General features: G+C 68.2%; 16 protein-coding genes. 5 read left to right on the top strand and 11 right to left on the bottom strand.

Going from position 1 to position 20266, the window contains the following annotated elements:
- Positions 1–43 precede the first annotated feature (43 nt).
- From BLQ74_RS21905 to BLQ74_RS21890, 4 genes are all read right to left on the bottom strand, one after another.
- Positions 44–2629 carry a sensor domain-containing protein gene (locus tag BLQ74_RS21905; protein ID WP_090266366.1) on the bottom strand — a complete coding sequence of 862 codons (2586 nt, stop codon included), beginning with the start codon at positions 2627–2629 and terminating at the stop codon, positions 44–46.
- Positions 2630–3008: 379 nt separating this feature from the next.
- On the bottom strand, positions 3009–5207 hold the full coding sequence (locus BLQ74_RS21900; RefSeq protein ID WP_170842842.1) for a putative bifunctional diguanylate cyclase/phosphodiesterase: 2199 nt from the start codon (positions 5205–5207) through the stop codon (positions 3009–3011).
- Between the two features lie 254 nt (positions 5208–5461).
- The gene (locus tag BLQ74_RS21895) at positions 5462–6550 is read right to left on the bottom strand and encodes a hypothetical protein (protein WP_090266361.1); all 1089 of its coding nucleotides are present in this window, start codon (positions 6548–6550) and stop codon (positions 5462–5464) included.
- Positions 6551–6631: 81 nt separating this feature from the next.
- Positions 6632–8041 carry a DUF2252 domain-containing protein gene (locus BLQ74_RS21890; RefSeq protein WP_090266451.1) on the bottom strand — a complete coding sequence of 470 codons (1410 nt, stop codon included), beginning with the start codon at positions 8039–8041 and terminating at the stop codon, positions 6632–6634.
- A gap of 361 nt (positions 8042–8402) precedes the next feature.
- On the opposite strand from BLQ74_RS21890, the gene ppk2 reads away from it, so the two are divergent.
- On the top strand, positions 8403–9233 hold the full coding sequence (ppk2, locus tag BLQ74_RS21885; protein WP_090266358.1) for a polyphosphate kinase 2: 831 nt from the start codon (positions 8403–8405) through the stop codon (positions 9231–9233).
- A gap of 123 nt (positions 9234–9356) precedes the next feature.
- The gene (locus tag BLQ74_RS21880) at positions 9357–11102 is read left to right on the top strand and encodes a SulP family inorganic anion transporter (RefSeq protein ID WP_090266356.1); all 1746 of its coding nucleotides are present in this window, start codon (positions 9357–9359) and stop codon (positions 11100–11102) included.
- Positions 11103–11111: 9 nt separating this feature from the next.
- Here BLQ74_RS21880 and BLQ74_RS21875 read toward each other — a convergent pair whose 3' ends face one another.
- Positions 11112–11303 (bottom strand): hypothetical protein, encoded by a 192-nt coding sequence (locus BLQ74_RS21875; RefSeq protein WP_090266353.1) that lies wholly within the window; start codon positions 11301–11303, stop codon positions 11112–11114.
- A 102-nt stretch (positions 11304–11405) separates the two neighbouring features.
- Positions 11406–13691: a heavy metal translocating P-type ATPase gene (locus tag BLQ74_RS21870; protein WP_090266351.1), complete on the bottom strand. Its 2286-nt coding sequence runs from the start codon at positions 13689–13691 to the stop codon at positions 11406–11408.
- A 247-nt stretch (positions 13692–13938) separates the two neighbouring features.
- Between BLQ74_RS21870 and BLQ74_RS21865 the strand changes: the two genes are divergently transcribed.
- Both BLQ74_RS21865 and thiM read left to right on the top strand, forming a co-directional pair.
- Complete coding sequence (locus tag BLQ74_RS21865; protein WP_212633156.1) at positions 13939–15069, top strand: hypothetical protein; 1131 nt, start codon at positions 13939–13941, stop codon at positions 15067–15069.
- An 89-nt stretch (positions 15070–15158) separates the two neighbouring features.
- Positions 15159–16022, top strand: a complete 864-nt coding sequence (gene thiM, locus BLQ74_RS21860) for a hydroxyethylthiazole kinase (RefSeq protein WP_090266349.1) — start codon at positions 15159–15161, stop codon at positions 16020–16022.
- 4 nt (positions 16023–16026) lie between these two features.
- Here the strand turns inward: thiM and BLQ74_RS21855 are convergent, their stop codons facing one another.
- From BLQ74_RS21855 to BLQ74_RS21835, 5 genes are all read right to left on the bottom strand, one after another.
- Positions 16027–16482, bottom strand: coding sequence for a cell division protein (locus tag BLQ74_RS21855; RefSeq protein WP_090266347.1), 456 nt, complete (start codon positions 16480–16482; stop codon positions 16027–16029).
- A 21-nt stretch (positions 16483–16503) separates the two neighbouring features.
- Positions 16504–16845, bottom strand: coding sequence for an FKBP-type peptidyl-prolyl cis-trans isomerase (locus BLQ74_RS21850; RefSeq protein WP_090266345.1), 342 nt, complete (start codon positions 16843–16845; stop codon positions 16504–16506).
- Between the two features lie 88 nt (positions 16846–16933).
- Entirely contained in the window at positions 16934–17290 is a 357-nt protein-coding gene (locus tag BLQ74_RS21845; protein WP_090266342.1) for a YajD family HNH nuclease, read from the bottom strand.
- 57 nt (positions 17291–17347) lie between these two features.
- Positions 17348–17752 carry a YbaN family protein gene (locus tag BLQ74_RS21840; protein ID WP_090266339.1) on the bottom strand — a complete coding sequence of 135 codons (405 nt, stop codon included), beginning with the start codon at positions 17750–17752 and terminating at the stop codon, positions 17348–17350.
- A gap of 387 nt (positions 17753–18139) precedes the next feature.
- Positions 18140–19000, bottom strand: a complete 861-nt coding sequence (locus tag BLQ74_RS21835; RefSeq protein WP_090266335.1) for a LysR substrate-binding domain-containing protein — start codon at positions 18998–19000, stop codon at positions 18140–18142.
- A gap of 142 nt (positions 19001–19142) precedes the next feature.
- On the opposite strand from BLQ74_RS21835, the gene BLQ74_RS21830 reads away from it, so the two are divergent.
- Entirely contained in the window at positions 19143–20258 is a 1116-nt protein-coding gene (locus BLQ74_RS21830; RefSeq protein ID WP_090266333.1) for a 2-aminoethylphosphonate--pyruvate transaminase, read from the top strand.
- Positions 20259–20266: the final 8 nt, after the last annotated feature.

Below are 20266 nucleotides of genomic sequence, written 5' to 3'. Positions count from 1 at the left end.
GCGCACCGTGCCGCCGTTCGGCGGGCGGCGGGGACGCAAGGGATCAGCAGGCGGTGTCCGCGTCCTGTGCCTGCCTCCATTCGCCGAGCCAGTGTTCCAGGGCCGCCGGCGCGAGGGGCGGCGAGAACAGGTAGCCCTGCGCCACTGGATAGCCTTGTTCCTGCAGGCGGCAATTCTGCGTGTCGGTCTCGACGCCTTCGGCGACCACCGTCAGGTGCAGGCTCTTGCCGATTCCCAGGATGGCGCTGCTCAGCGCGCGGGCGGCCTCGTCGTGTTCGAGGTCGGCGACGAAGCTGCGGTCCAGCTTCAGTTCGGAAACCGGCAGGCGGCGCAGGTAGCTGAGGCTGGAGTAGCCGGTGCCGAAGTCGTCCATCGACAGGCGGATGCCCTGGGCGTGGACTTCCTCGATGGTCTTCATCGTGCTGGGGTTGGTGTCCAGCAGGATGTTTTCGGTCAGTTCCAGGGTCAGGTCTTCCGGTGCCAGGCGATGGCTGCGCAGGGTATCGGCGATCATGCGCGGCAGGTCGAGGTTGTGGAAGCTGGTCGGCGACAGGTTCACCGCTACCGCCGGCACCACCAGGCCCTTGGCGCGCCAGTCGGACAGTTGCCGGCAGGCCTCGCGCAACGCCCAGCGGCCGAGATCGGCGACCAGTCCGCATTCCTCCGCCAGCGGGATGAAGCGCGCCGGCGAGATCTCGCCGAGTTGCGGGTGGGTCCAGCGCGCCAGCGCTTCCACGCCGTACAGGCGGCCGCTGTTCAGTTCGATCTGCGGCTGGTAGTGCAGGTGCAACTGGTTTTTCTGCAAGGCTTCGCGCAAGGCGGTTTCCAGCGCCAGGCGCTCCTGCGCGAGCTTGTTCATCTCGCCGCTGAAGAAGCTGAAGCAGCCGCGGCCGCTGCTCTTGGCCTGGTACATGGCCATGTCGGAGCGGTGCAGCAGGGTCTCCATGTCGCGGCCATCCGAGGGGTACATGGCGATGCCGACGCTGGCCGAGATCGACAGGTTGGTCTGGGCGATGCTGATCGGCTGGCTGAGCAGCGCCTGGATGCGCTCCACGGTATCGGTGGCGTGCTCGGCGTCGCATTGCGGCAGCACCACGACGAACTCGTCGCCGGACAGCCGCCCGGCGATGTCCGAGGCCCGCAGTTCCTGTTGCATGCGCGCGGCCACCTGGCGCAACAGCTCATCGCCGGCGGGGTGGCCAAGGGAGTCGTTGACCTGCTTGAAGCGATCCAGGTCGATGAACAACACCGCCAACTGCTCGTCGTTGCGCGAAGCGGCGGCGATGGCCTGGTCGGCCTTGGCCTGCAGCAGGCTGCGGTTGGGCAGGCCGGTCAGGCCATCGTAGAAGGCCAGCTGGCGGATGCGTTGTCGCGCGTTTTCCCGCTCCAGCGCCAGCGCGCAGAGGTGCGCGCAGGCATCCACCAGACGCTGGTGGAAAAGTTCGTAGGCGGCATTGCGCGGCTGGCGGAAATAGAAGGCGAAGGTGCCGATGGGGCGGCCCTGGCTGTTGCGGATCGGCGTCGACCAGCAGCCGATGATGCCCACTGGCAGCGCCAAGTGGAGGAAATCGGCCCACAGCGGGTCCTCGGCGATGTTGTCGACCCGTACCGCTTCGTTGCGCCAGGCCGCGGTGCCGCAGGAGCCGACCGCCGGACCGATGCTCAGCCCATTGAGCTGCCGGCTGTATTCCTGGGGCAGGCTGGGCGACGCCAGGGAATGCAGCAGGCCCTGCTCGTCCACCGCGAGAATCGAGGCGGTGATCTCCGGGGCGATGCGCTCCACCTCCAGGCAGATCAGTTCCAGTATTTCGGTCAGCGGCTGTTCCCGCGCCATGGCTTCCAGCACCTGGTGCTGCAAGGCCTCGTGCATCTTCGCCTGGGTGATGTCGGTGAGCAGCGTCACCGTGTGTTGCAGGCGGCCGGCGTCGTCGAAGATCGGGTTGCTGGTGATCTTCGCCCAGTAGCGCTGCCCCTGTTTGCCGGTGACGATCTCCTCGCGCTGCAGCGAGCGGCCGCCATAGAGTTCGGCATGCAGTTGGGCAATGCTCTGCGCATCCAGTTGCGGCGCCAGCAGTTCGACCGGATTGCGACCCTGCACTTCGTCGTCGCGCCAACCGAAGGTCCGCTCGAAGCCGGCATTGGTATAGGCGATGCGGGCATGCGCGTTGCAGATCACCACGGCGGTGTCGCTGACGTCGGCCACCAGCGAGAGGAGCTTCAGGCGCTCCTGCTGGGCGCGTTGCTGTTGCAGGCGCTCCGTGATGTCGGTGGCGATCTTCAGCACCTGCACCACCCGCCCGCCCTCGAACACCGGCGTGTAGGTCGCCTCCAGCCAGCAACTGCTGCCGTTGCGGCGCACGCGTTCCTCGATGCCGGAGCGCGACGCGCCGTCGCTCAGCAGCGACCAGAATTCCGCATAGGCGGGACTGCGCACCAGTGACGGCGGACAGAATGTGCTGTGGTGACGCCCGCGAATCTCTTCGTCGGCGTAACCGAGCAGCGACTGATAGTTGCGGTTGGCGTGCAACACCGTGCCATCCGGAGTGAACTCGGCGATGGCCATGACCCGGTCGAGGGCGGCGAGTTGCGCTAACGAGGTTTCGGTGGAGCGGTTACCGTGGGGCGTCATGGTCTACTCAACGGGGTCCGGCCCACGGGGGGACCGGAGAAAGACAGAGGGCGTGCCTTCGCTGAAGCGGAAGGGGCGGGCGAAGCGCACCGACCGCTCATGCGGACTGATGCCGGCATGATATTGCGCGGCTGAGCGAGGGGTCCATGCAGGGGCGGGAGGCGGCTGCGGCGCGAAGGCGCTGGAGGCGATTTTTCGAATTCGGTAACTCATTGAAATAAATACGTTTTGTTTAGAAAAGCTAAGCGATCGATCGGCTTTATGCGGTTCTCGCCGCTCAGTGGATGCGACCAAAGTCTAATCGTCGAAGCGGCGCTAGCGCTGGATGCCAAGTGCCGTCCTGCGCAGGCATCCACCGCCGACTCCTGGGGGCGCCGCTTCAGGCGGACTGGATGCGTTCCGCGCGGCCGACGTGCAGCAGCGCGGGAATGGCCGCGGGCGGCGCCGGACGCGCCAGCAGGTAGCCTTGGCCCAGGTGGCAGCCCAGGCGCAGCAGTTCGTCGGCGGTGAGCTGGTCCTCGATGCCTTCGGCCAGGGTGTCCAGGCCCAGCGAACGGGCCATGTGGATGATCGCTTCGACGATGGCGTGGCCGTCGGCGGCGGAGATCATGCCGCGCACGAAGGATTGGTCGATCTTCAGGATGTCCACCGGCAAGCGGCGCAGGTAGGCCAGGGAGGAATAGCCGGTGCCGAAGTCGTCGATGGACAGCTTGATGCCGAGCGCCTTGAGGTTGGCCAGGGTGGCCAGGACCTGCTCGGTGTCGGCGATCAGGCTCGACTCGGTCAGCTCCAGTTCCAGCGCCGCGGCCGGCAGGCCGGCGTCGCTCAGGGCCCGTTCGACCACCGCGGTCAGCGAGTGGTGGTGCAACTGAACCGGCGACAGGTTGACCGCGACGCGGGGAATCGCCAGCCCGCTGGCGCGCCATTGCGCGGCCTGCTGGCAGGCCTCGCGGATGATCCAGTCGCCCATCGGCACGATCAGCCCGCTTTCCTCGGCGGCGGGAATGAACAGCGCCGGTGAGATCAGGCCCTGGGTCGGGTGTTCCCAGCGCACCAGTGCTTCGGCACCGACCACCCGGCCGCTGCCGAGTTCGAACTGTAACTGGTAGTGCAGGACCAGCTCCCGCTGCTCGATGGCCTGGCGCAGGCTGTTGAGCAGTTGCAGGCGTTCGCTGACTTCCGCGTTCATGGTCGCGTTGTAGTAGCGCCAGGTCTTGCGGCCCGCCTGCTTGGCCTTGTACATGGCCATTTCGGCGTTGCGCAGCAGATTGTCGGGGTTGTCGCCGTCGTCCGGGGCTACGGCGATTCCGATGGAAACCGAGGCGGCGATCGTCTGCCCGTCGATCTGGAAGGGCGCCGCCAACTGGTCGAGGATGATCTGCGGGATTTCCGCGACGTGCTCGGCGCTGGCCAGGCCGGGCAGCAGGATGGCGAATTCGTCGCTGCCGTAGCGGCACACGGTGGCGGTCTCCGGCAGCCCGCGGAGCAGGCGCTCGCCGATGGCGCGCAGCAGGCGGTCGCCCTGGGCATGCCCCAGGGAGTCGTTGACCAGCTTGAAGGAGTCGACATCAAGGAACAGCAGGGCGACGTGGGTGTCGTCGCGGCGCATGCCGACCAGCGCTTGCCGCGTGCGGTCCTGCAGCAGCGCCAGGTTGGGCAGGCCGGTGAGGCTGTCATGGAAGGCCATGACCTCGATGCGCTTCTCCGCCGCCTGGCGGTCGGCGATTTCCACGGCGAGGCGCTCGTAGGGCTCGCGCACGCTGGAAACGAAGACGAAGCGGTAGATCAGGCAATAGGAGATGACCTTGTACAGGTGGCCGAGCAGGCTGTAGAGCTCGTGGACGTTGCTGTAGGCGGTGAAGCACAGCTCGGCGAGGATGGAAATCAGCGCGGCGGCGAGCAGGCCGCTGGCATCGTATGACAGGGTGCGCCGGCGCGCCTGCCAGAAACGCACGGCGGCAATGGCCAACAGGCCGATGATGACCCACTCGGCGCCGATCTTGAACGGCGTCAGGCCCAGCCCGTCGATGAAGGTGTGCGGCCAGGCGTCGGTATGGAACAGCCCGAGCACGTAGATCAGCGCGACTATCGCCAGGGTCGCGCCGAGCATCAGCAGGCGCGGCGTCGTGCTGCTCAGCGGGCGCCAGGGGCGGATCGAGATGAGCAGCAGGGTGGTGGCGAGGAGCACGCGCGACACCAGCCAGAAATTGATCGCCTTTTCCGGCGAGGCGGGTGTGAAGAACACCGGCATCCCCCGGTATGACAGGGTATGCGCCAGGTCCAGCAGGGCGATGGCGAGGAACGCGCATCCCAACAGCAGCAGGTTGGTCGGCTGCGCCGGCCGGTAGCTGTGCCAGGTGATGGCGAAGACCAGCACGGCAACGGTGAGGGCGAAGATTTCGCTGACCGAATGCACCGCCGCCGGGAACCAGAGGGAATTGCGGTGGACTTCCTCCGGCGCCAGCCAGGCGAGGAACAGAAGCAGCCCGAGCGCGCCAGCCAGGACCAGGCTGGCATTCAAGCGCGGCTCGGGAGCGATGCGGGACAGGGTCGAGGCGAAGCGGCTCTGATCAGTCATAGGTGCGTATAGGCTGTACATCCAAAGGCCGGTGAGATCAGCCGCGGGCGAATCCAATCTATAGGGCAGTATGGCTTAAAGCCATGACTTGTGTAGGTTTATTGGCACAAAGTTATGAACGGTAGGTGGCACCCGAGGCGCAGGTCGACGTCGCGCTGGGGGCGCCGGCGCGCGGGTGCGTCAAGCGGTCGCTGGCTTGAGTGCGGCCGCGCCGGTTTCCGCCCGGTGGCGCCGCCGGCGTTCCGTGCGCCGGACTACTGCGCGGGAATGGTGATCAGCGGCAGCTTTTCGTTGTCTCCGGTTTCCGCCAGGGTGAAGAAGAAAATCGCCGCGCTGAGCGCACGCTTGGCTGCCAGGTTGCTGTCGTCGATCCAGAACCAGTAGTCGCGGTAATACACCGCGGTGTAGGCGTGCTTGGGCTTGGTCTTGCCGCTGCGGATGAGGATGCGTGTTTCCGGTCTGTCGATGTCACCGTTCTTCAAGGACGGCAAGGCACTGTGGTCTTCGAGGTGCTCGGCGGGGATGTCGACGAAGCTGGAGTAGGCCGTCATGATCTGCAGCATCGAGCGACTGCTGACCGCCAGCTCGTTGTCGTCGCCGCGCACCGGCGAATAGCGCAGCACGAACTGCTGGCGCCCCTCCGGTAGATGCAGCAGGCGGCGCACCTCTTTCTGCTTGAGCAGAATCTCCGGCTGGATGTCGTTGCTGCGCATGAAGAGCACGGCGGTCTTGCCCTTGTCCTTGTCGGTCTCCACGCGCATGCCCACGGCGCCGGCGGCCTGGATTTCCCGCAGCAGTTGCAGGGCGCGGATGAACTCGGGGTCGGCCTCGCGGACGATGCCGGCCACCGCCGAGCGATTGCGCACCCCGTTGAGCGCATCGACGGTCAGGCCGAGGACGAAGTCCGCCGCATAACCCGACTGCAGCATGGAGAAGATGTTTTTCGGATCGATCGGTGTGAGCAGCCCGGCAAGGAATTTCTGTCCGGTCAGCGGCACATAGGTGATGGTCGGGCGGTCGGTGTATTTGCCGCTGGCGCCCAGCAGCACGCTGTTGCCTTGTATGGCATCGGCCGAGGAAATCTGCCCGGCCAGGCTGCCGGCGGTTTCCAGCGAGTAGCCGGCGACGATCGAGGAGACGTCGATGAACACCGGCAGGTCCATATAGCGCAGCTTGACGATGTTCAGCAGCAGTTGCTCCTTCCACGACTCGGCGATCGTCGAGCTGTAGTCGAAGCGGTCCACGGTCACGGTATCGGGACCGATGTGGCTGCAGCCGGAAACGCTCACCGCTGCGGCCAGGACGGCCAGTTGCAGGCAGCGCCGGGGGGCGATGAAGGGCATGATCCGCTTCCTTAGCGTCATCGACTGAAAGTCAGGCATCGATGGGATGCGCTTGTCCATCCCCGATCCTCATGGGGGCGGCTATTCCTCTTCGATGAGCGCCTCCAGGTGCCCGGATCTGACCGCCTTCACCAGCGCCGCGTGGTCGCGCACGGTCTGCCTGGCATAGGCGATGGCGAAGTCGCCCAGCGCCTCGTCGAAGGCATCCCCCTTGCCCAGGTAGCCGCTGATGGTGGCGGCATCGCCGGACTTGGCATGGGCGCGGGCCAGGGTCTGGCCACACATCGCGCCGTAGCGTTTGAACTGGGCCAGGGTCACGCTCTCGATGGGGATGGAGAGCTTCATGTCGCGCAACTGGCGGACGAAAAAGTCGCGTCCCGAGCGACCGCGCGCCCAGCCGAGGAAGATATCGCTGGAGGATTGCATCAGCCGTTGGCCCATGACCACGCGCTGGCCCTGGTTGGCATAGCGGCTCTTGCCCGCGTAGGGAGCGAGCACCGAGCGGCAGGATTCCTTGATCTGCAGAATCAGCGGGTGGTTTTCTTCGGAGAACATCAACGCGATCAAGCAGCGCGTGCCAACGCTGCCGATCCCGACCACCTTCAGCGCGGCGTCCACCAGGCGATAGCGGTCGAGCAGCACACGGCGCTCATCGGAGAGCGTCTCACGGTAGGCGTCGATGCCTTCCTGGATCTTCTCCATGAAATGCGGATCGGAAACGTGATAGAGCACCGGCGGCTGGTCGACGATGCGCGGGTGCCCGGCGACGTGGCTGGCGATCTTCGGGAAGACATTCTCGACCACCCGCTCGCGGGCCCTGTCGGCGAACTGCTGGCGATACTTTTTCACCTTCTCATCGGGCGCGTTCTCGATCAGCGTCTGCGCATCCAGCCGCGAGTACCAGACTTCCAGCGGATTCATCTTCGAGTATTCGCGCAGGTTCTCCCGATAGCTGCGGACGCAAGCGATCGCCGCCGCGCGTGCCTGCGCGTCGCTGAGGCGATTGTCGTAGGCGGCCACCGCGAAGCTCGCGGCGAGGCGCTTGATGTCCCATTCCCAGGGCGCGGGGAGGGTTTCGTCGAAATCGTTGAGGTCGAACACCAGGTTGCGTTCCGGGGTGGCGAACAGCCCGAAGTTCAGCAGGTGACAGTCGCCGCAGGCCTGCACGCGAACGCCGATATGCGGCGTGCTGGCCAGGTCGCAGGCCATCAGCGCCGCCGAGCCGCGGAAAAAGGTGAACGGGCTGCGCAGCATGCGCCCGTAGCGGATCGGCACCAGTTCCTTGAGCCGGTCCTTGTTGGATTTTTCCAGGATGGCGATGGGGTCGCGGCTCTTGCCCGGCGACTTCCAGATCGCGTGGCTTTCCCGCGGCACCTTTTCCCGCAACTGCCGACCGGCTTCGATGCGCTCTTCGCGGGAGCGGAACACCGGCTCTGCCTTGGCGGCCTTGGTTGCCTTGTGCTTGCCGCTGGTCTTCTTTCCGGTTGCCATGATCGCCTCTTCATCGCTGTCGCACAGCGTCCGCCCCATCCGGGGATCGTTCGCCGTCGCCGTTGAAATTGCCGTCCCGTTCCCACAATGAAAGCGGCTCTCGGTACTTTCCGCACGCTGGTGCAGGACACCGGTGCGCGGCGCCGGCCCGACCCTCGCCGCTACGCAAATGCCCTGCCACGGGCGTTCGCCCGGCGTAGCGCGGCCTGGCAGATGGCACATTGGGCATAAGCGCGTCGGCATTCTTTGTTGTAGATCAAACGCGCCCATCCTGCGCGGCCTGCAATTCCGCCAAGGCTGGCTATCGTCTGTAGAGGGGCGCCGAGCGCCGATCGCATGCAGGCAGGGCAGGGGGAATCCGATGGCCAAGGGGGCGAAGAAGAAGGACAAGCACGGCAAGGGTTCGGAGGCAGCCGGCCGGCTCGATCGACGGACCTACGAGCAGGAACTCAAACGGCTGCACGTGGAGCTGGTCAAGTTGCAGCAGTGGGTGGTGCGACAGGGGTTGAAGGTCTGCGTCATCTTCGAGGGCCGCGACGGGGCGGGCAAGGGCGGCACCATCAAGGCGCTCTGCGAGCGCGTCAGCCCGCGGGTGTTCCGTGTCGTCGCGCTGCCGGCGCCGACCGAGCGGGAGAAAACGCAGATCTATGCGCAACGCTACCTGGCGCATATGCCGGCGGCCGGGGAAGTGGTGATCTTCGACCGTAGCTGGTACAACCGCGCCGGTGTCGAGCGGGTCATGGGCTTCTGTAGCGAGGAACAGGCGCTGAAGTTCCTCAGTGTCGCGCCGCTGTTCGAGCGCATGATGGTCGACTCCGGGATCATCCTGATCAAGTACTGGCTGGAGGTCAGCCCGGAGGAACAGCGGCGGCGCCTGGAAGACCGCATCAACGACGGGCGCAAAATCTGGAAGCTCTCGCCGATGGACCTGAAGTCGTTCAGCCGCTGGGACGAGTACACCCGCGCGCGCGACGATATGTTCGCCGCCACCGACACGCCCTGGGCGCCCTGGTTCATGGCCCGCTCCGAGGACAAGCGGCGGGTGCGCCTGAACATCATCAGCCATCTGCTCAGGCAGATTCCCTACGAAGACCTCACCAAGGACCAGGACATCAAGCTGCCCAAGCGCGGCGGCATCGGCCGCTACCAGGCGGCGCCCTATCCGTACAAGATGGTCGAGGAGCATTTCTAGCCAGCGGCCGCCGAGCCGTGGCGCGCCTCGCGTCCCTCGACCGCGCGCCGCCGGCAGCCGCCGCCATGGCTAGCGCCGCCCCGCGTCCAGGACGCAGGGCGTGCCGGGAACGAGGAGGGCAGCATGCAACCCAGCAGCGATAGGTCCGACCCCGCCTCAGCGGCGCCGAACGCGGCGGGATGGCTGCGCTGGCTGCCGGGCCTGCTGATGCTCAAGCGCTACCGCCTGGCCTGGCTGCCCAACGACCTGGCCGCCGGCCTGGTGCTGACCACCATGCTGGTGCCGGTCGGCATCGCCTATGCCGAGGCCTCGGGCGTGCCCGGCATCTATGGCCTGTACGCGACCATTGTGCCGTTGCTCGCCTATGCGCTGTTCGGCCCCAGCCGGATTCTGGTGCTGGGGCCGGATTCGGCGCTGGCCGCGCCGATCCTCGCGGTGGTGGTGCAGGCGGGCGCCGCCGATCCGGCGCGGGCCATCGCCCTGGCCAGCATGATGGCGGTGGTCTCCGGCATCGTCTGCCTGCTCGCCGGCCTGCTGCGCCTGGGCTTCATCACCGAGTTGCTGTCCAAGCCGATCCGCTATGGCTACATGAACGGCATCGCCTTCACCGTGCTGATCAGCCAGTTGCCCAAGCTGTTCGGCATCTCCCTCGACAGCCGCGGTCCGCTGCGCGATCTCTGGCACCTGGCGCAGGCGATCCTCGCCGGCCAGGCCAACGGCTACAGCGTCGCCGTCGGTGGCGGCAGCCTGGCGCTGATCCTGCTGCTGAAACCCTTCAAGCGCCTGCCGGGAATTCTCATCGCGGTGATTCTGGCGACCCTGGCGGTGAGCGCCTTCGATCTGGCCAGCGTCGGGGTCAAGGTACTGGGTGAGTTGCCCCAGGGCTTGCCGCACTTCGCGCTGCCATGGCTCAGCGACGTCGACCTGACCCAGGTCGTGCTCGGCGGCTGCGCCGTGGCCCTGGTGTCCTTCGCCGATACCAGCGTGCTGTCGCGCAGCTATGCCGCGCGAACCCGCAGCAGCGTCGATCCCAACCAGGAAATGCTCGGCCTGGGGGCGGCCAACCTCGCCGCCGGGCTGTTCCAGGGCTTTCCCATCAGCAGCAGTTCTTCGCGCACGCCAGTGGCCGAGGCGGCCGGCGCGAAGACCCAGTTGACCGGGGTGATCGGCGCCCTGGCGGTGGCGCTGCTGTTGCTGGTCGCGCCCAACCTGATGCGCTACCTGCCCACCAGCGCGCTGGCGGCGGTGGTCATCGCGGCGGCCATCGGCCTGTTCGAGTTCACCGACCTGATGCGGATTTTCCGCCTGCAGCAGTGGGAGTTCTGGCTGTCGATCTGTTGCTTCGTCGGGGTCGCGGTGTTCGGCGCCATACCCGGCATCGGCCTGGCGGTGGTGATCTCGGTGATCGAATTCCTCTGGGATGGCTGGCGCCCGCACTTCGCCATCCTCGGGCGGGTCGACGGGGTGCGTGGCTACCATGACCTGGAGCGCTACCCGCAGGCGCGGCAGGTTCCCGGCCTGGTGCTGTTCCGCTGGGACGCGCCGCTGTTCTTCGCCAACGCCGAGCTGTTCCAGGCGCGCATCCTGCAGGCGGTCGAGGCATCGCCGACGGCGGTCCGCCGCGTGGTGGTGGCCGCCGAGCCGGTGACCAGCATCGATATCACCTCCGCCGACATGCTCGGCGACCTCAGCGGCACCCTGCGCGAACGGGGCATCGAGCTGCATTTCGCCGAGATGAAGGACCCGGTCAAGGACAAGCTGATCCGCTTCGAGCTGCTGGAACTCTTGGGTGAGCGCATCTTCCAGCCCACCGTGGGCGCGGCGGTGGATGCCTACCTGGCCGATCACCGGGTGGACTGGAAGCCCTGAGCGGCTGGGCTAGCGGCCTGGCATCGGCAGCGACTGAACGCGCGGTTGAATCTGTTGCGAGGGCACCATCTGGTAGCCGGAGCGGGGATTGTCGGCTGCGGGCGGCTGCTTGCCGCTGTCGCTGCCGTAGTCATGGCATGACGAACCGCCGATGGCGATACAGGCGGCGAGCAGGATCGGCGGAATCAAGTGTCTGCGCATTGACGTGCTCCCAGGCGGCGAGCCAGCGGACGTTTGGTCTCGGCATCCTTGAGCCTAGCCGATCGCTGCGCGCGCCCCACGACCGGCCATCCGCTGCCGGCCTCAGCGCTCGTCGAGGTTGTGGTACAGCTCGTCTTCCTGGGCGAAGTGCAGTTCGAGGACGGTATCCAGTTGCAGCAGCAGTTGCTGGAGTTCCTGCGGCGAGATCGCCTTGACCCGCTTGTCGAGGTCGGCGCTGATGCGCTCCAGCAGGTGCACCAGGCGGAAGATTTCGCGGTGGGTATGGCTCATCGCCGAGAGCGGGTCATCGCCGCGCAGGTGAGTGGCCAGTTGCGGGTAGAGCTGGTCTTCGTCGTTGCGCTCATGGGGCAGCAGGTGCTCGCGCAGGTCGCTGACCAACCCGGCCAGTTGCTGCCGCGTCTGCTCGGCGCTGAGGCTGGCGATTCGCGTGGCCAGGTCGTGGACCCGCTCCAGCAGCGGCGCCAGGTCGTCGTGTTCATGGCGCAGGCGATCGACGCTGTCGCCGCCCAGGGCGATGGCGCGGTCCGCGCGCAGGCCGCCGCCGAGGGCGCGCAGGGCATTGAAGATGACCGCCACGTCGATGACTTCCTGGAGGATGGCGCCGGCCAGCGGCGGCAGGTAGCCGAAGGCCGCGACCAGCATGGCCAGCAACGACAGGCCCATGCCGGCGATCACCCCTTGCTGCGCGATCCGCCGCGAACGCCGGGCGATGCGCAGGGCCTCGGCGACCCGGTCCAGGCGATCCACCAGTAGCACCACGCCGGCTGCCTCCGACGATGCCGAGGCACCGCTGGCGCCCAGGGCGATGCCGACGTCGGCGGCGGCCAGGGCCGGGGCGTCGTTGATGCCGTCGCCGACCATCAGGGTGATGCCGTCGGCGCGGCCGGCGCTGACGGCGGCCACCTTGCCGGCGGGATCGAGGGCGGCGCGCACCTCGTCGACGCCGGCGGCGGTGCCGATCACCTGCGCGGTTTCCGCGCGGTCGCCGGTGAGCATGACGATGCGCCGGATGCCGCTCTGGCGCAGTTGGCGCAGCGCGTGGGGCGACTCCAGGCGCAGGCGGTCGGCGAACAGCAGGGCGCCGGCCATTTCGCCGTCCACCGCGATGAAGCTGCCGCCGACCACCTGGTAGTCCATGCGCCGCAGGGCTTGCTCGCTCCAGTGCTGTGCGCTGACCGCGCGCAGCACGTAGCCGTGGCTGCCGAACAGCACCAGGTGGCCATCGACCCGGCCTTTCAGGCCGGCACCCGGCTGCTCCTCGACGTCCTGCGGCAGAGCCAGCGTCAGGCCGGCCTTGTGCGCGGCGGCGACGGCAGCGAGGGCGATCGAGTGCGGCGAGGCCTGCGCCAGCGACGCCGCCAGGTAGAGCAGGCGCTCGCGGGAGTAGGCGCCGGCGCTCTCCACGGTGAGCACGCTGGCGCGGCCGCTGGTCAGGGTGCCGGTCTTGTCGAGGAACAGCACTTGCGCGCCGGCGAGCGCTTCCAGCACGGCGCCATCCTTGACCAGCACGCCACGCCGCGCGCAGCGCGAGATGCCGGAAATGATCGCCACCGGCACGGCGAGGATCAGCGGGCAGGGCGTGGCCACCACCAGCACGGCGAGCGCGCGCAACGGATCGCCGCTGAAGAACCAGGCGAGGCCGGCCAGCGCCAGGGTCAGGGGAATCAAGCCCAGCGCATAGCGGTCGGCGAGGCGCACGAAGGGCGCGCGGCTGCCACTGGCGGCCTCGACCATGCGCACGATGCCGGCATAGGTGCTTTGCGCCGCGACGCGGCTGGCGCGCAGCTTGAACGGCGCGCCGGCGTTGACGCCGCCGCTGCGCAAGGTGTCTCCGGCGTGCCGGTGGACGGGCAGCGATTCGCCGCTCAGCGCGGACTCGTCGAGGGTGGCGTCGCTGTCCAGCAGGACGCCGTCCACCGGCACGACTTCGCCCAGGCGCAGCAGCAGTTGATCGCCCACCGCGACCTGCTCGACCGGCACCTGCTCCAGGCGCTCGCCCTGGTAGCGCCAGGCGACCCGCGGCGCGCGGTCGATCAGGCGGCGCAGTTCACGCTGCGCACGCCGCGCGCTATAGAACTCCAGGGTGCGCCCGCCGGCCAGCATCAGCGCGATCACCGCCGCCACCAGGGCCTGGCCGAGCAGCACCGCGCCGACGATCGAGAGCAGCGCGATCAGGTCCACGCCGACTTCGCGGCGCAACAGCCGGCTGACGATTTCCACGCCGAGGAGCAAGGCCACCGCGGCTGCGCCGCCTGTCCAGAGCGCATCGGCGGCCACGGCAGCGTCCCAGCCATGGGCGAGCAGTCCACCCAGCAGGGTGAACAGCGTCAGACCGAGCAAGGCGGATTCCAACCAGCCTTTGGACATGCGCTTGCTCCCTCCACGGTGTTCGGTTTGTCGAGCGCTACAGTGGCTCCGTGGGGCAAGCGTAGCCGCTCGTCGCGCGCCACGGGTGGGAAGTGCTCAGCCCGGCCAGCCGCCGCCGGGGCGTGGGTGGGGCGCCCTATACTTCAAGAACCCCTGGGCGTTTCCCCTGGCCAGGGGGACGGGGCCGGGCAGGTGAGGCGCCCCGTCGGGTGAAGCGTTGGCCGCAGTGGCCATGGAGCGAGCCGGTATGAGCGTGATCAGCCGCGCGGCGGGCCGCCCGCAAGCGGGCGGGCACGCGCCGCAGTGCCGCCAGGCGTGGGTGGTGGGATTGCTGCGTGCGGTGCTGCTCGGGCTGCTGCTGGCCCTCGGCGGGTGCGCCTCCGGGCGAGGGGGCGCGGGGCCGGCGGTGGAGGTATCGCCGGCGACCTGGGCGCAGGCCGAGCGCGACATGGCCGCTGCCTCGCAAGTGGCCAGGGGCAAGGCCGAGGACTATGCGCGCGAGGCCATGGAGCGTTGGATGGATCTGGTCTACCAGCGCACCGATAACGACTTCATTCCCTGGTTCACCAGCGGCTGGACCCAGCAATGGATGGGGGTCAAGGTCGCCTGGTACAAGTTCTCCGCCGGTTCCGAGCCGGCGGTGGAGCACCTGACTGCTTATATGCAGGAGCAGTACCAGCGCCGTGTGCTGGACCCCGTCGCCGAGCAGATCGACCCCAGCGCGGTGATGGCGGCGGCGACCGGCTATTACGTGCAGCAGCTCGGCGCACAGTTGCGCGCCATCCCGCCGCGCTATGGCATTCCCCAGGCGCAGTTCGACGAGCGCCTCAAGGCGATAGCGGCCATCGACCTGGCGCCGCCGGCGACTTATCGCGCTTCGCTGTATCAGCTCGTGCAGAGCGATCCGCCGACCCGCCTGCCGGCCTATGGGGCGCTGTTGGCGCGGGTGCACGACGCCGCCGGCAAGGGTATTGCCGCGCCGGCATCGGGGGTCTCGGAGGTGGCCAGGCGCACCAGCGAGAAACTGGTCACCGAGGTGACCGCGCGCAGTGCCGCCGGCGCGGTGGCAGCGGCGGTCGGGCGAGTCGCCGGACTGGTGATTTCCCTGGGCGCCACCAGCGTCAGCGCCATGGTCCGCGAGCACCAGCGAGCGGAGGTGGAAGCGCAGCTGCGGCAGAACCTCAACGCCGCGTTCGACGAGACCTGGCTGAAGTTGATGCGCGATCCCGACGGCGGTGTCCTCGCGGGGGTCTGGTATCTGTCCACGCAGATCGACCAACGACTGGCCGCGGACGCCGCGCCGCCGGCCACTCCCGAGGTGCCGAGCGACGGTCAGGCGCTACCGCTGCCGAGCAGCGATGCGCCGCCGGATCAGTAGGCCAAGGTCCACCTGCAGCGGATGGCCGCAGCAGGTAGATTAGGCGCATTGCGGCAGCCTGCCGTGCAACCGTTTCTCCGGAGTCATCGATGCCTTTCGCCTCCATTGCCAAGCGCCTACCGACCCTTGACGACATCGTCGTCGCCCATGCCGCGCTGCGCCAGCGACGGCCCCTGGTGCAATGCCTGAGCAACGTGGTCTCGGCCAATTTCATGGCCAATGTCCTGCTCGCCGCCGGCGCTTCGCCGGCGATGGTCGACAATCCCGAAGAAGCCGCCGATTTCGCCCGGGTCGCCGACGCCGTGCTGGTCAACCTGGGCACACCGACCAGCGCCCAGGTCGAAGCGATGCGCATGGCCGTCGCTGCGGCGGTGGACGCCGGCCGCCCCTGGGTGCTCGACCCGATCGGCGCCGGCGGCCTGGCCTGGCGCGGTGGCATCGCCGCCGAGCTGTTGCGCCTGGGGCCGGCGGTGGTGCGCGGCAATGCCTCGGAGATCATCGGCCTGGCCGGTCAGGGCGAGGGCGCGCCGGGGTTCGACAGTTCCGACGATCCGGCGGCGGCGGTGCCGGCAGCGGTGGAACTGCTGCGGCACAGCCTGGCGGTCTCCGCTTCGGGCGCGGTGGATCATCTGCTCGGCTGGGTCGGCGACGAGTTCGGCAGCGCTGTGCCGCGCATGCTGCGGATCGCCGGCGGCAGCGCCTTGCTGCCGCGGGTGACCGCCTCCGGTTGTGCCCTCGGCGCGCTGGTGGCGGCCTACGCGGCGGTCAGCGAGAACGCGTTCATCGCCCTGGCGGCGGCCCATGTGCATTTCGCCGTGGCGGCCGAAGCCGCCGAGCGCGGCAGCCGTGGGCCGGGCTCCTTCGTCCCGGCGTTCATCGACGCCCTGGATGCGCTGGATGCCGAGCAGATTCGCCGCCATGGCCAGTTGTTGCCGGTGCTGGCCAGCATCTGAGCGCTCAGGTGGCGGCCTGCGCTCGCCGATCGTGGGCGTAGAGCCAGGCCAGTGGCGGTAGCAGCAGGCACAGGGCCAGGCCGTCGGCCCAGAGGTGCGACAGCGCGCCCTGTTGCAGCGACAGCGCGATGTCCTGCGGCGCCCAGAGCAGGATACCGGCGATCAGCCAGGCCCAGGCCGCCGGTTTGCCGCTGCGGTTGCCAAGGTGAACCAGGGCGCCGAGGTAGACCGCGTAGGCCTGCAGGGTGGCGCCGAACAGGGCGAACCACCAGTGCTGCAGGGCCAGGCCGGCGGCCGGCGGGGTGTCGCGCCAGAAGGCGGCGGCGATGTCACGGTGGTAGGCGCTGAACAGCCCGCCGTCGCCGAGCCAGGTCATCGCCAGTCCCACCAGCAGGTGCGCGCCGGCGGCGGCGTAGAGCCAGCCGACCAGCCAGCGGCGGAGTGTCGAGCGGTGCGGCATTCCCTGGCCTCCGGGGCGTCGTCAGTCGTCGCGGGTGAGGACTTCGAGCAGTTCGATTTCGAAGATCAGGTTGGAATTCGGCTTGATGTGCGCGCCGATCTGGCGCTCGCCATAGGCCAGGTGCGCGGGGACGAACAGCTTGCGCTTGCCGCCGACGCGCATGCCCATCAGGCCCTGGTCCCAGCCCTTGATGACGCGCCCGGTGCCGATCACGCACTGGAAGGGCTTGCCTTTGTCGTAGGAGGAGTCGAAGACCGTGCCGTCTTCCAGGGTGCCCCGGTACTCGGTGGTGATCAGGGCGCCCTTGACCACGGTGCGGCCGTCGCCCAGGTAGAGGTCTTCGATGCGCAGTTCGTCGCTCATGGCTGCTTCTCTCGTCAGCGGCGGCCCGGTGGGGCCGCTTCCAGGGGCGGCGTTTTCGCAGGAATTCGCCCGCCTGGCAACCGCGTCCTCAGGATTTTTTCTGCAGCAGTTCGGCCAGCCCGGCCAAGGCCTTGTGCTTGACCTTGGCGCCTTGGCCGGCGCCGGCGTCGTTGCCCTGGTAATGCGCGTCGACCTGGCGCTGGTGCTCGTTGTCGTGGCAGTAGAGGCACAGCAGTTCCCAGTTGGAACCGTCCTCGGGGTTGTTGTCGTGATTGTGGTCGCGGTGGTGCACGGTCAGCTCGCTCAGGCGCTTGCCGCTGAACTCGCGGCCGCAGCGACCGCAGATCCACGGATACATCTTCAGGGCCTTTTCCCGGTAGCTGCTTTCGCGGCGCTGCTGGGCTTCGGCGAGCAGCGCGTCGACCTTGCTGGGGGGATTGCTCATGGCGGAACCTTTGGCGGGGATGGTGCCCCTCAGCATAAGCCGCCGTGCCGGCAGCGCCTAGCCGTGCGGCGGCGGTTGCGGCTGGCGGTCCGGGCGCGACCAGATCCACAGGTTGCCGATGGCCATGCCCAGCACCACCGCATACAGCCAGTAGCCGTGGGGCAGGGTGCTCAGCATGAGCGCCAGCGCCGCGAGCATCGCCAGGCTGGCGCCGATCTTGGCGCGCCGGGCAATGGCGCGGCCGTTGCGCCAGTTGGCCAGGATCGGCCCGAACAGTCGGTGGTTTTCCAGCCAGGCGCTCAGGCGCGGCGAGCTTTTCGCCGCCGCCCAGGCGGCCAGCAGGACGAACTCGGTGGTCGGCAGGCCGGGCACCACCAGGCCGACCAGGCCGACGCCCAGGCTCGTGTAGGCGAGCAGGAGGTAGAGCAGGCGACTGATGGGCGAAACGGGGGGCTTGAGCATTTCGGAAGCGGGGCTGACGGCGTTAGGCGCATCCTGGCGGCTGCCGGGATGCGCGTCAATCGCCGCTTCGGCGAGGGCCATGGCGCGCCCAGGGACAGCGGCGGGCAAAAAAAAAGCGAGGCCGCTGGAGCACGGCTCCGACCTTTCTGGCGCTGGTGAACGAAGACCTGGCAATGCCGCTCTGCGCGGGCGACCGCAGGGGGTTCGTGGACTCAACCCATCCTACGGGGTGCGCCATTGGCGCTGGCGGCAGATAAAGCGTGCCGCTTTATGCGCCCTACGGGGGGGACCAGGGGGCCGTAGGATGGCGTTGAGCGTAGCGATACCCATCGCCGTGGCTGGCGTTTGTCCGGGGGCGGCAGGGTCGGCCTGGCAACCCAGGGGCGCTCAGCCCTCCGCCAGTTCCATGAAGGCGCTGACCACGCGCAGGCCCCGGCGCCGTTCCAGGCAGCCGATGGAGTGGCGGTTGAGCAGCCCCTCGCCGAGCAGCGGCACGGCGCGCACCCGTGTATCGCGGCTGACTTCCAGCGACGAGACGATGCCGATGCCCAGTTCGGCGGCCACCGCTTCGGTCACTGCCTCGCGGCTGTCCAGCTCCAGCAGCACGCGAGGCTGTACCTGCTGGCCGGCGCAGGCGCGGTCGAAGGTGCGCCGGGTGATCGAGTCGGGCTCGCGCAGGACCATGATCTGCTGGTCCAGCTCGCTCAGCGGCACGCCTTGTTCGCGCTCGCTCCAGGGATGCGCGGCGGGCAGCAGGGCGCACAGGCGCGACTGCACCAGTTCGCGCAGGAACAGCCCGGCGCGCGGTTCCACCTCGGTCACCACGGCGATGTCGACGTGCTCGCTGAGCAGCGCATTGAGGGTTTCCTGGGCGTTGCCCAGGCGCAGGTTGACGGTGATGCCGGGGTAGCGCGCGCGCAGGCGGGCGAGCATCGGCATGACCAGGTGCGGGCCGTCGGCGGCCACTTCGATGCGCCCGCTGAGCAACTGGCGGTTGGCGTCGAGCAGCGTCTCGGCTTCTTCTTCCAGGGCGAACAGGGTGCGACTGATGGCCGCCAGGCGCGTGCCTTCCTCGGTCAGCTCGACGCTGCGCGCGGTGCGTCGGAACAGGTTGACCTGGTAGTGCTCTTCCAGTGCCTTGACGTGCCCGGTCACCGCCGGCTGGCTGATGAACAGGCGCTCGGCGGCGCGGGTGAAGCTGCCTTCGCGGGCGACGGCGTCGAAGGCGCGGAGCTGGAAAAGGTTCATTGGCTATATGTCCGACTTATGCCTGGGATCATGACAAACAATTTGAACGATAGATAAGCGCTGCGCAACCTATGCCCAGGCCCGGACGTCGGGCCCGCCAAGAACCTCCCGAGCACAGGTCTTCCCCGAAGAGGAACCGAGCATGAGCACTGCCGAGCGCGCGCCCGTACTACTGACCCCCGGCCCCCTGACCACCTCCTACCGCACCCGTCGAGCGATGCTGGTCGACTGGGGCTCCTGGGACAGCGACTTCAACGCCCTGACCGCCAGCGTCTGTTCGCGCCTGCTGGGTATCATCCATGGCCAGGCCAGCCACGCCTGCGTCCCCCTGCAAGGCAGCGGAACCTTCGCGGTGGAAGCCGCGGTGGGCACCCTGGTGCCGCGCGACGGCAAGGTGCTGGTGCTGATCAACGGTGCCTACGGCAAGCGCCTGGCGAAGATCTGCCAGGTCCTCGGCCGTGACTTCAGCACCTTCGAGACCGCGGAGGACGTGCCGACCACCGCCGCCGACGTCGAGCGCCTGCTCGCCGCCGACCCGCGCGTGAGCCACGTCGCGCTGATCCATTGCGAGACCAGCACCGGCATCCTCAACCCCCTGGAAGAGATCGCCAAGGTGGTCGAGGCCCACGGCAAGCGCCTGATCATCGACGCCATGAGTTCCTTCGGCGCGCTGGAGATCGATGCCCGCCGGGTGCCGTTCGACGCCCTGATCGCCGCCTCCGGCAAGTGCCTGGAAGGCGTGCCCGGCATGGGCTTCGTCTTCGCCCGCAGCAGCGCCCTGGCGGCCAGCGCCGGCAACTGCCACTCGCTGGCGATGGACCTGCAGGACCAGCACGCCTACCTGGCCAAGACCGGGCAGTGGCGCTTCACCCCGCCGACCCATGTGCTGGCTGCGCTGCACGAAGCGCTGACCCAGTACGAGGAGGAGGGCGGTCTGGCGGCCCGTCATCAACGTTACGCGGAGAACTGCCAGACTCTGCTCGCCGAGATGGCCGCGCTGGGCTTGCGCAGCTTCCTGCCGGCGCCGATCCAGGCGCCGATCATCGTCACCTTCCACGCCCCGCGCGATGCGCGCTACCGCTTCGAGGACTTCTACCGGCGGGTGCGCGACAAGGGCTACATCCTCTATCCGGGCAAGCTGACCCAGGTGGAAACCTTCCGCGTCGGCTGCATCGGCCAGGTCGATGCCCAGGGCATGCGCGAGGCGGTGGCGGCCATCGCCGAGAGCCTCCGGGAAATGGAAGTCTTCGAGATCTGAACCCCATC

This window comes from Pseudomonas panipatensis (assembly GCF_900099785.1).
In the GTDB taxonomy this organism is placed as follows: domain Bacteria; phylum Pseudomonadota; class Gammaproteobacteria; order Pseudomonadales; family Pseudomonadaceae; genus Pseudomonas; species Pseudomonas panipatensis.
The sequence above is the reverse complement of the archived record's forward strand: the minus strand, read 5'-3'. Positions and strand labels throughout refer to the sequence as shown.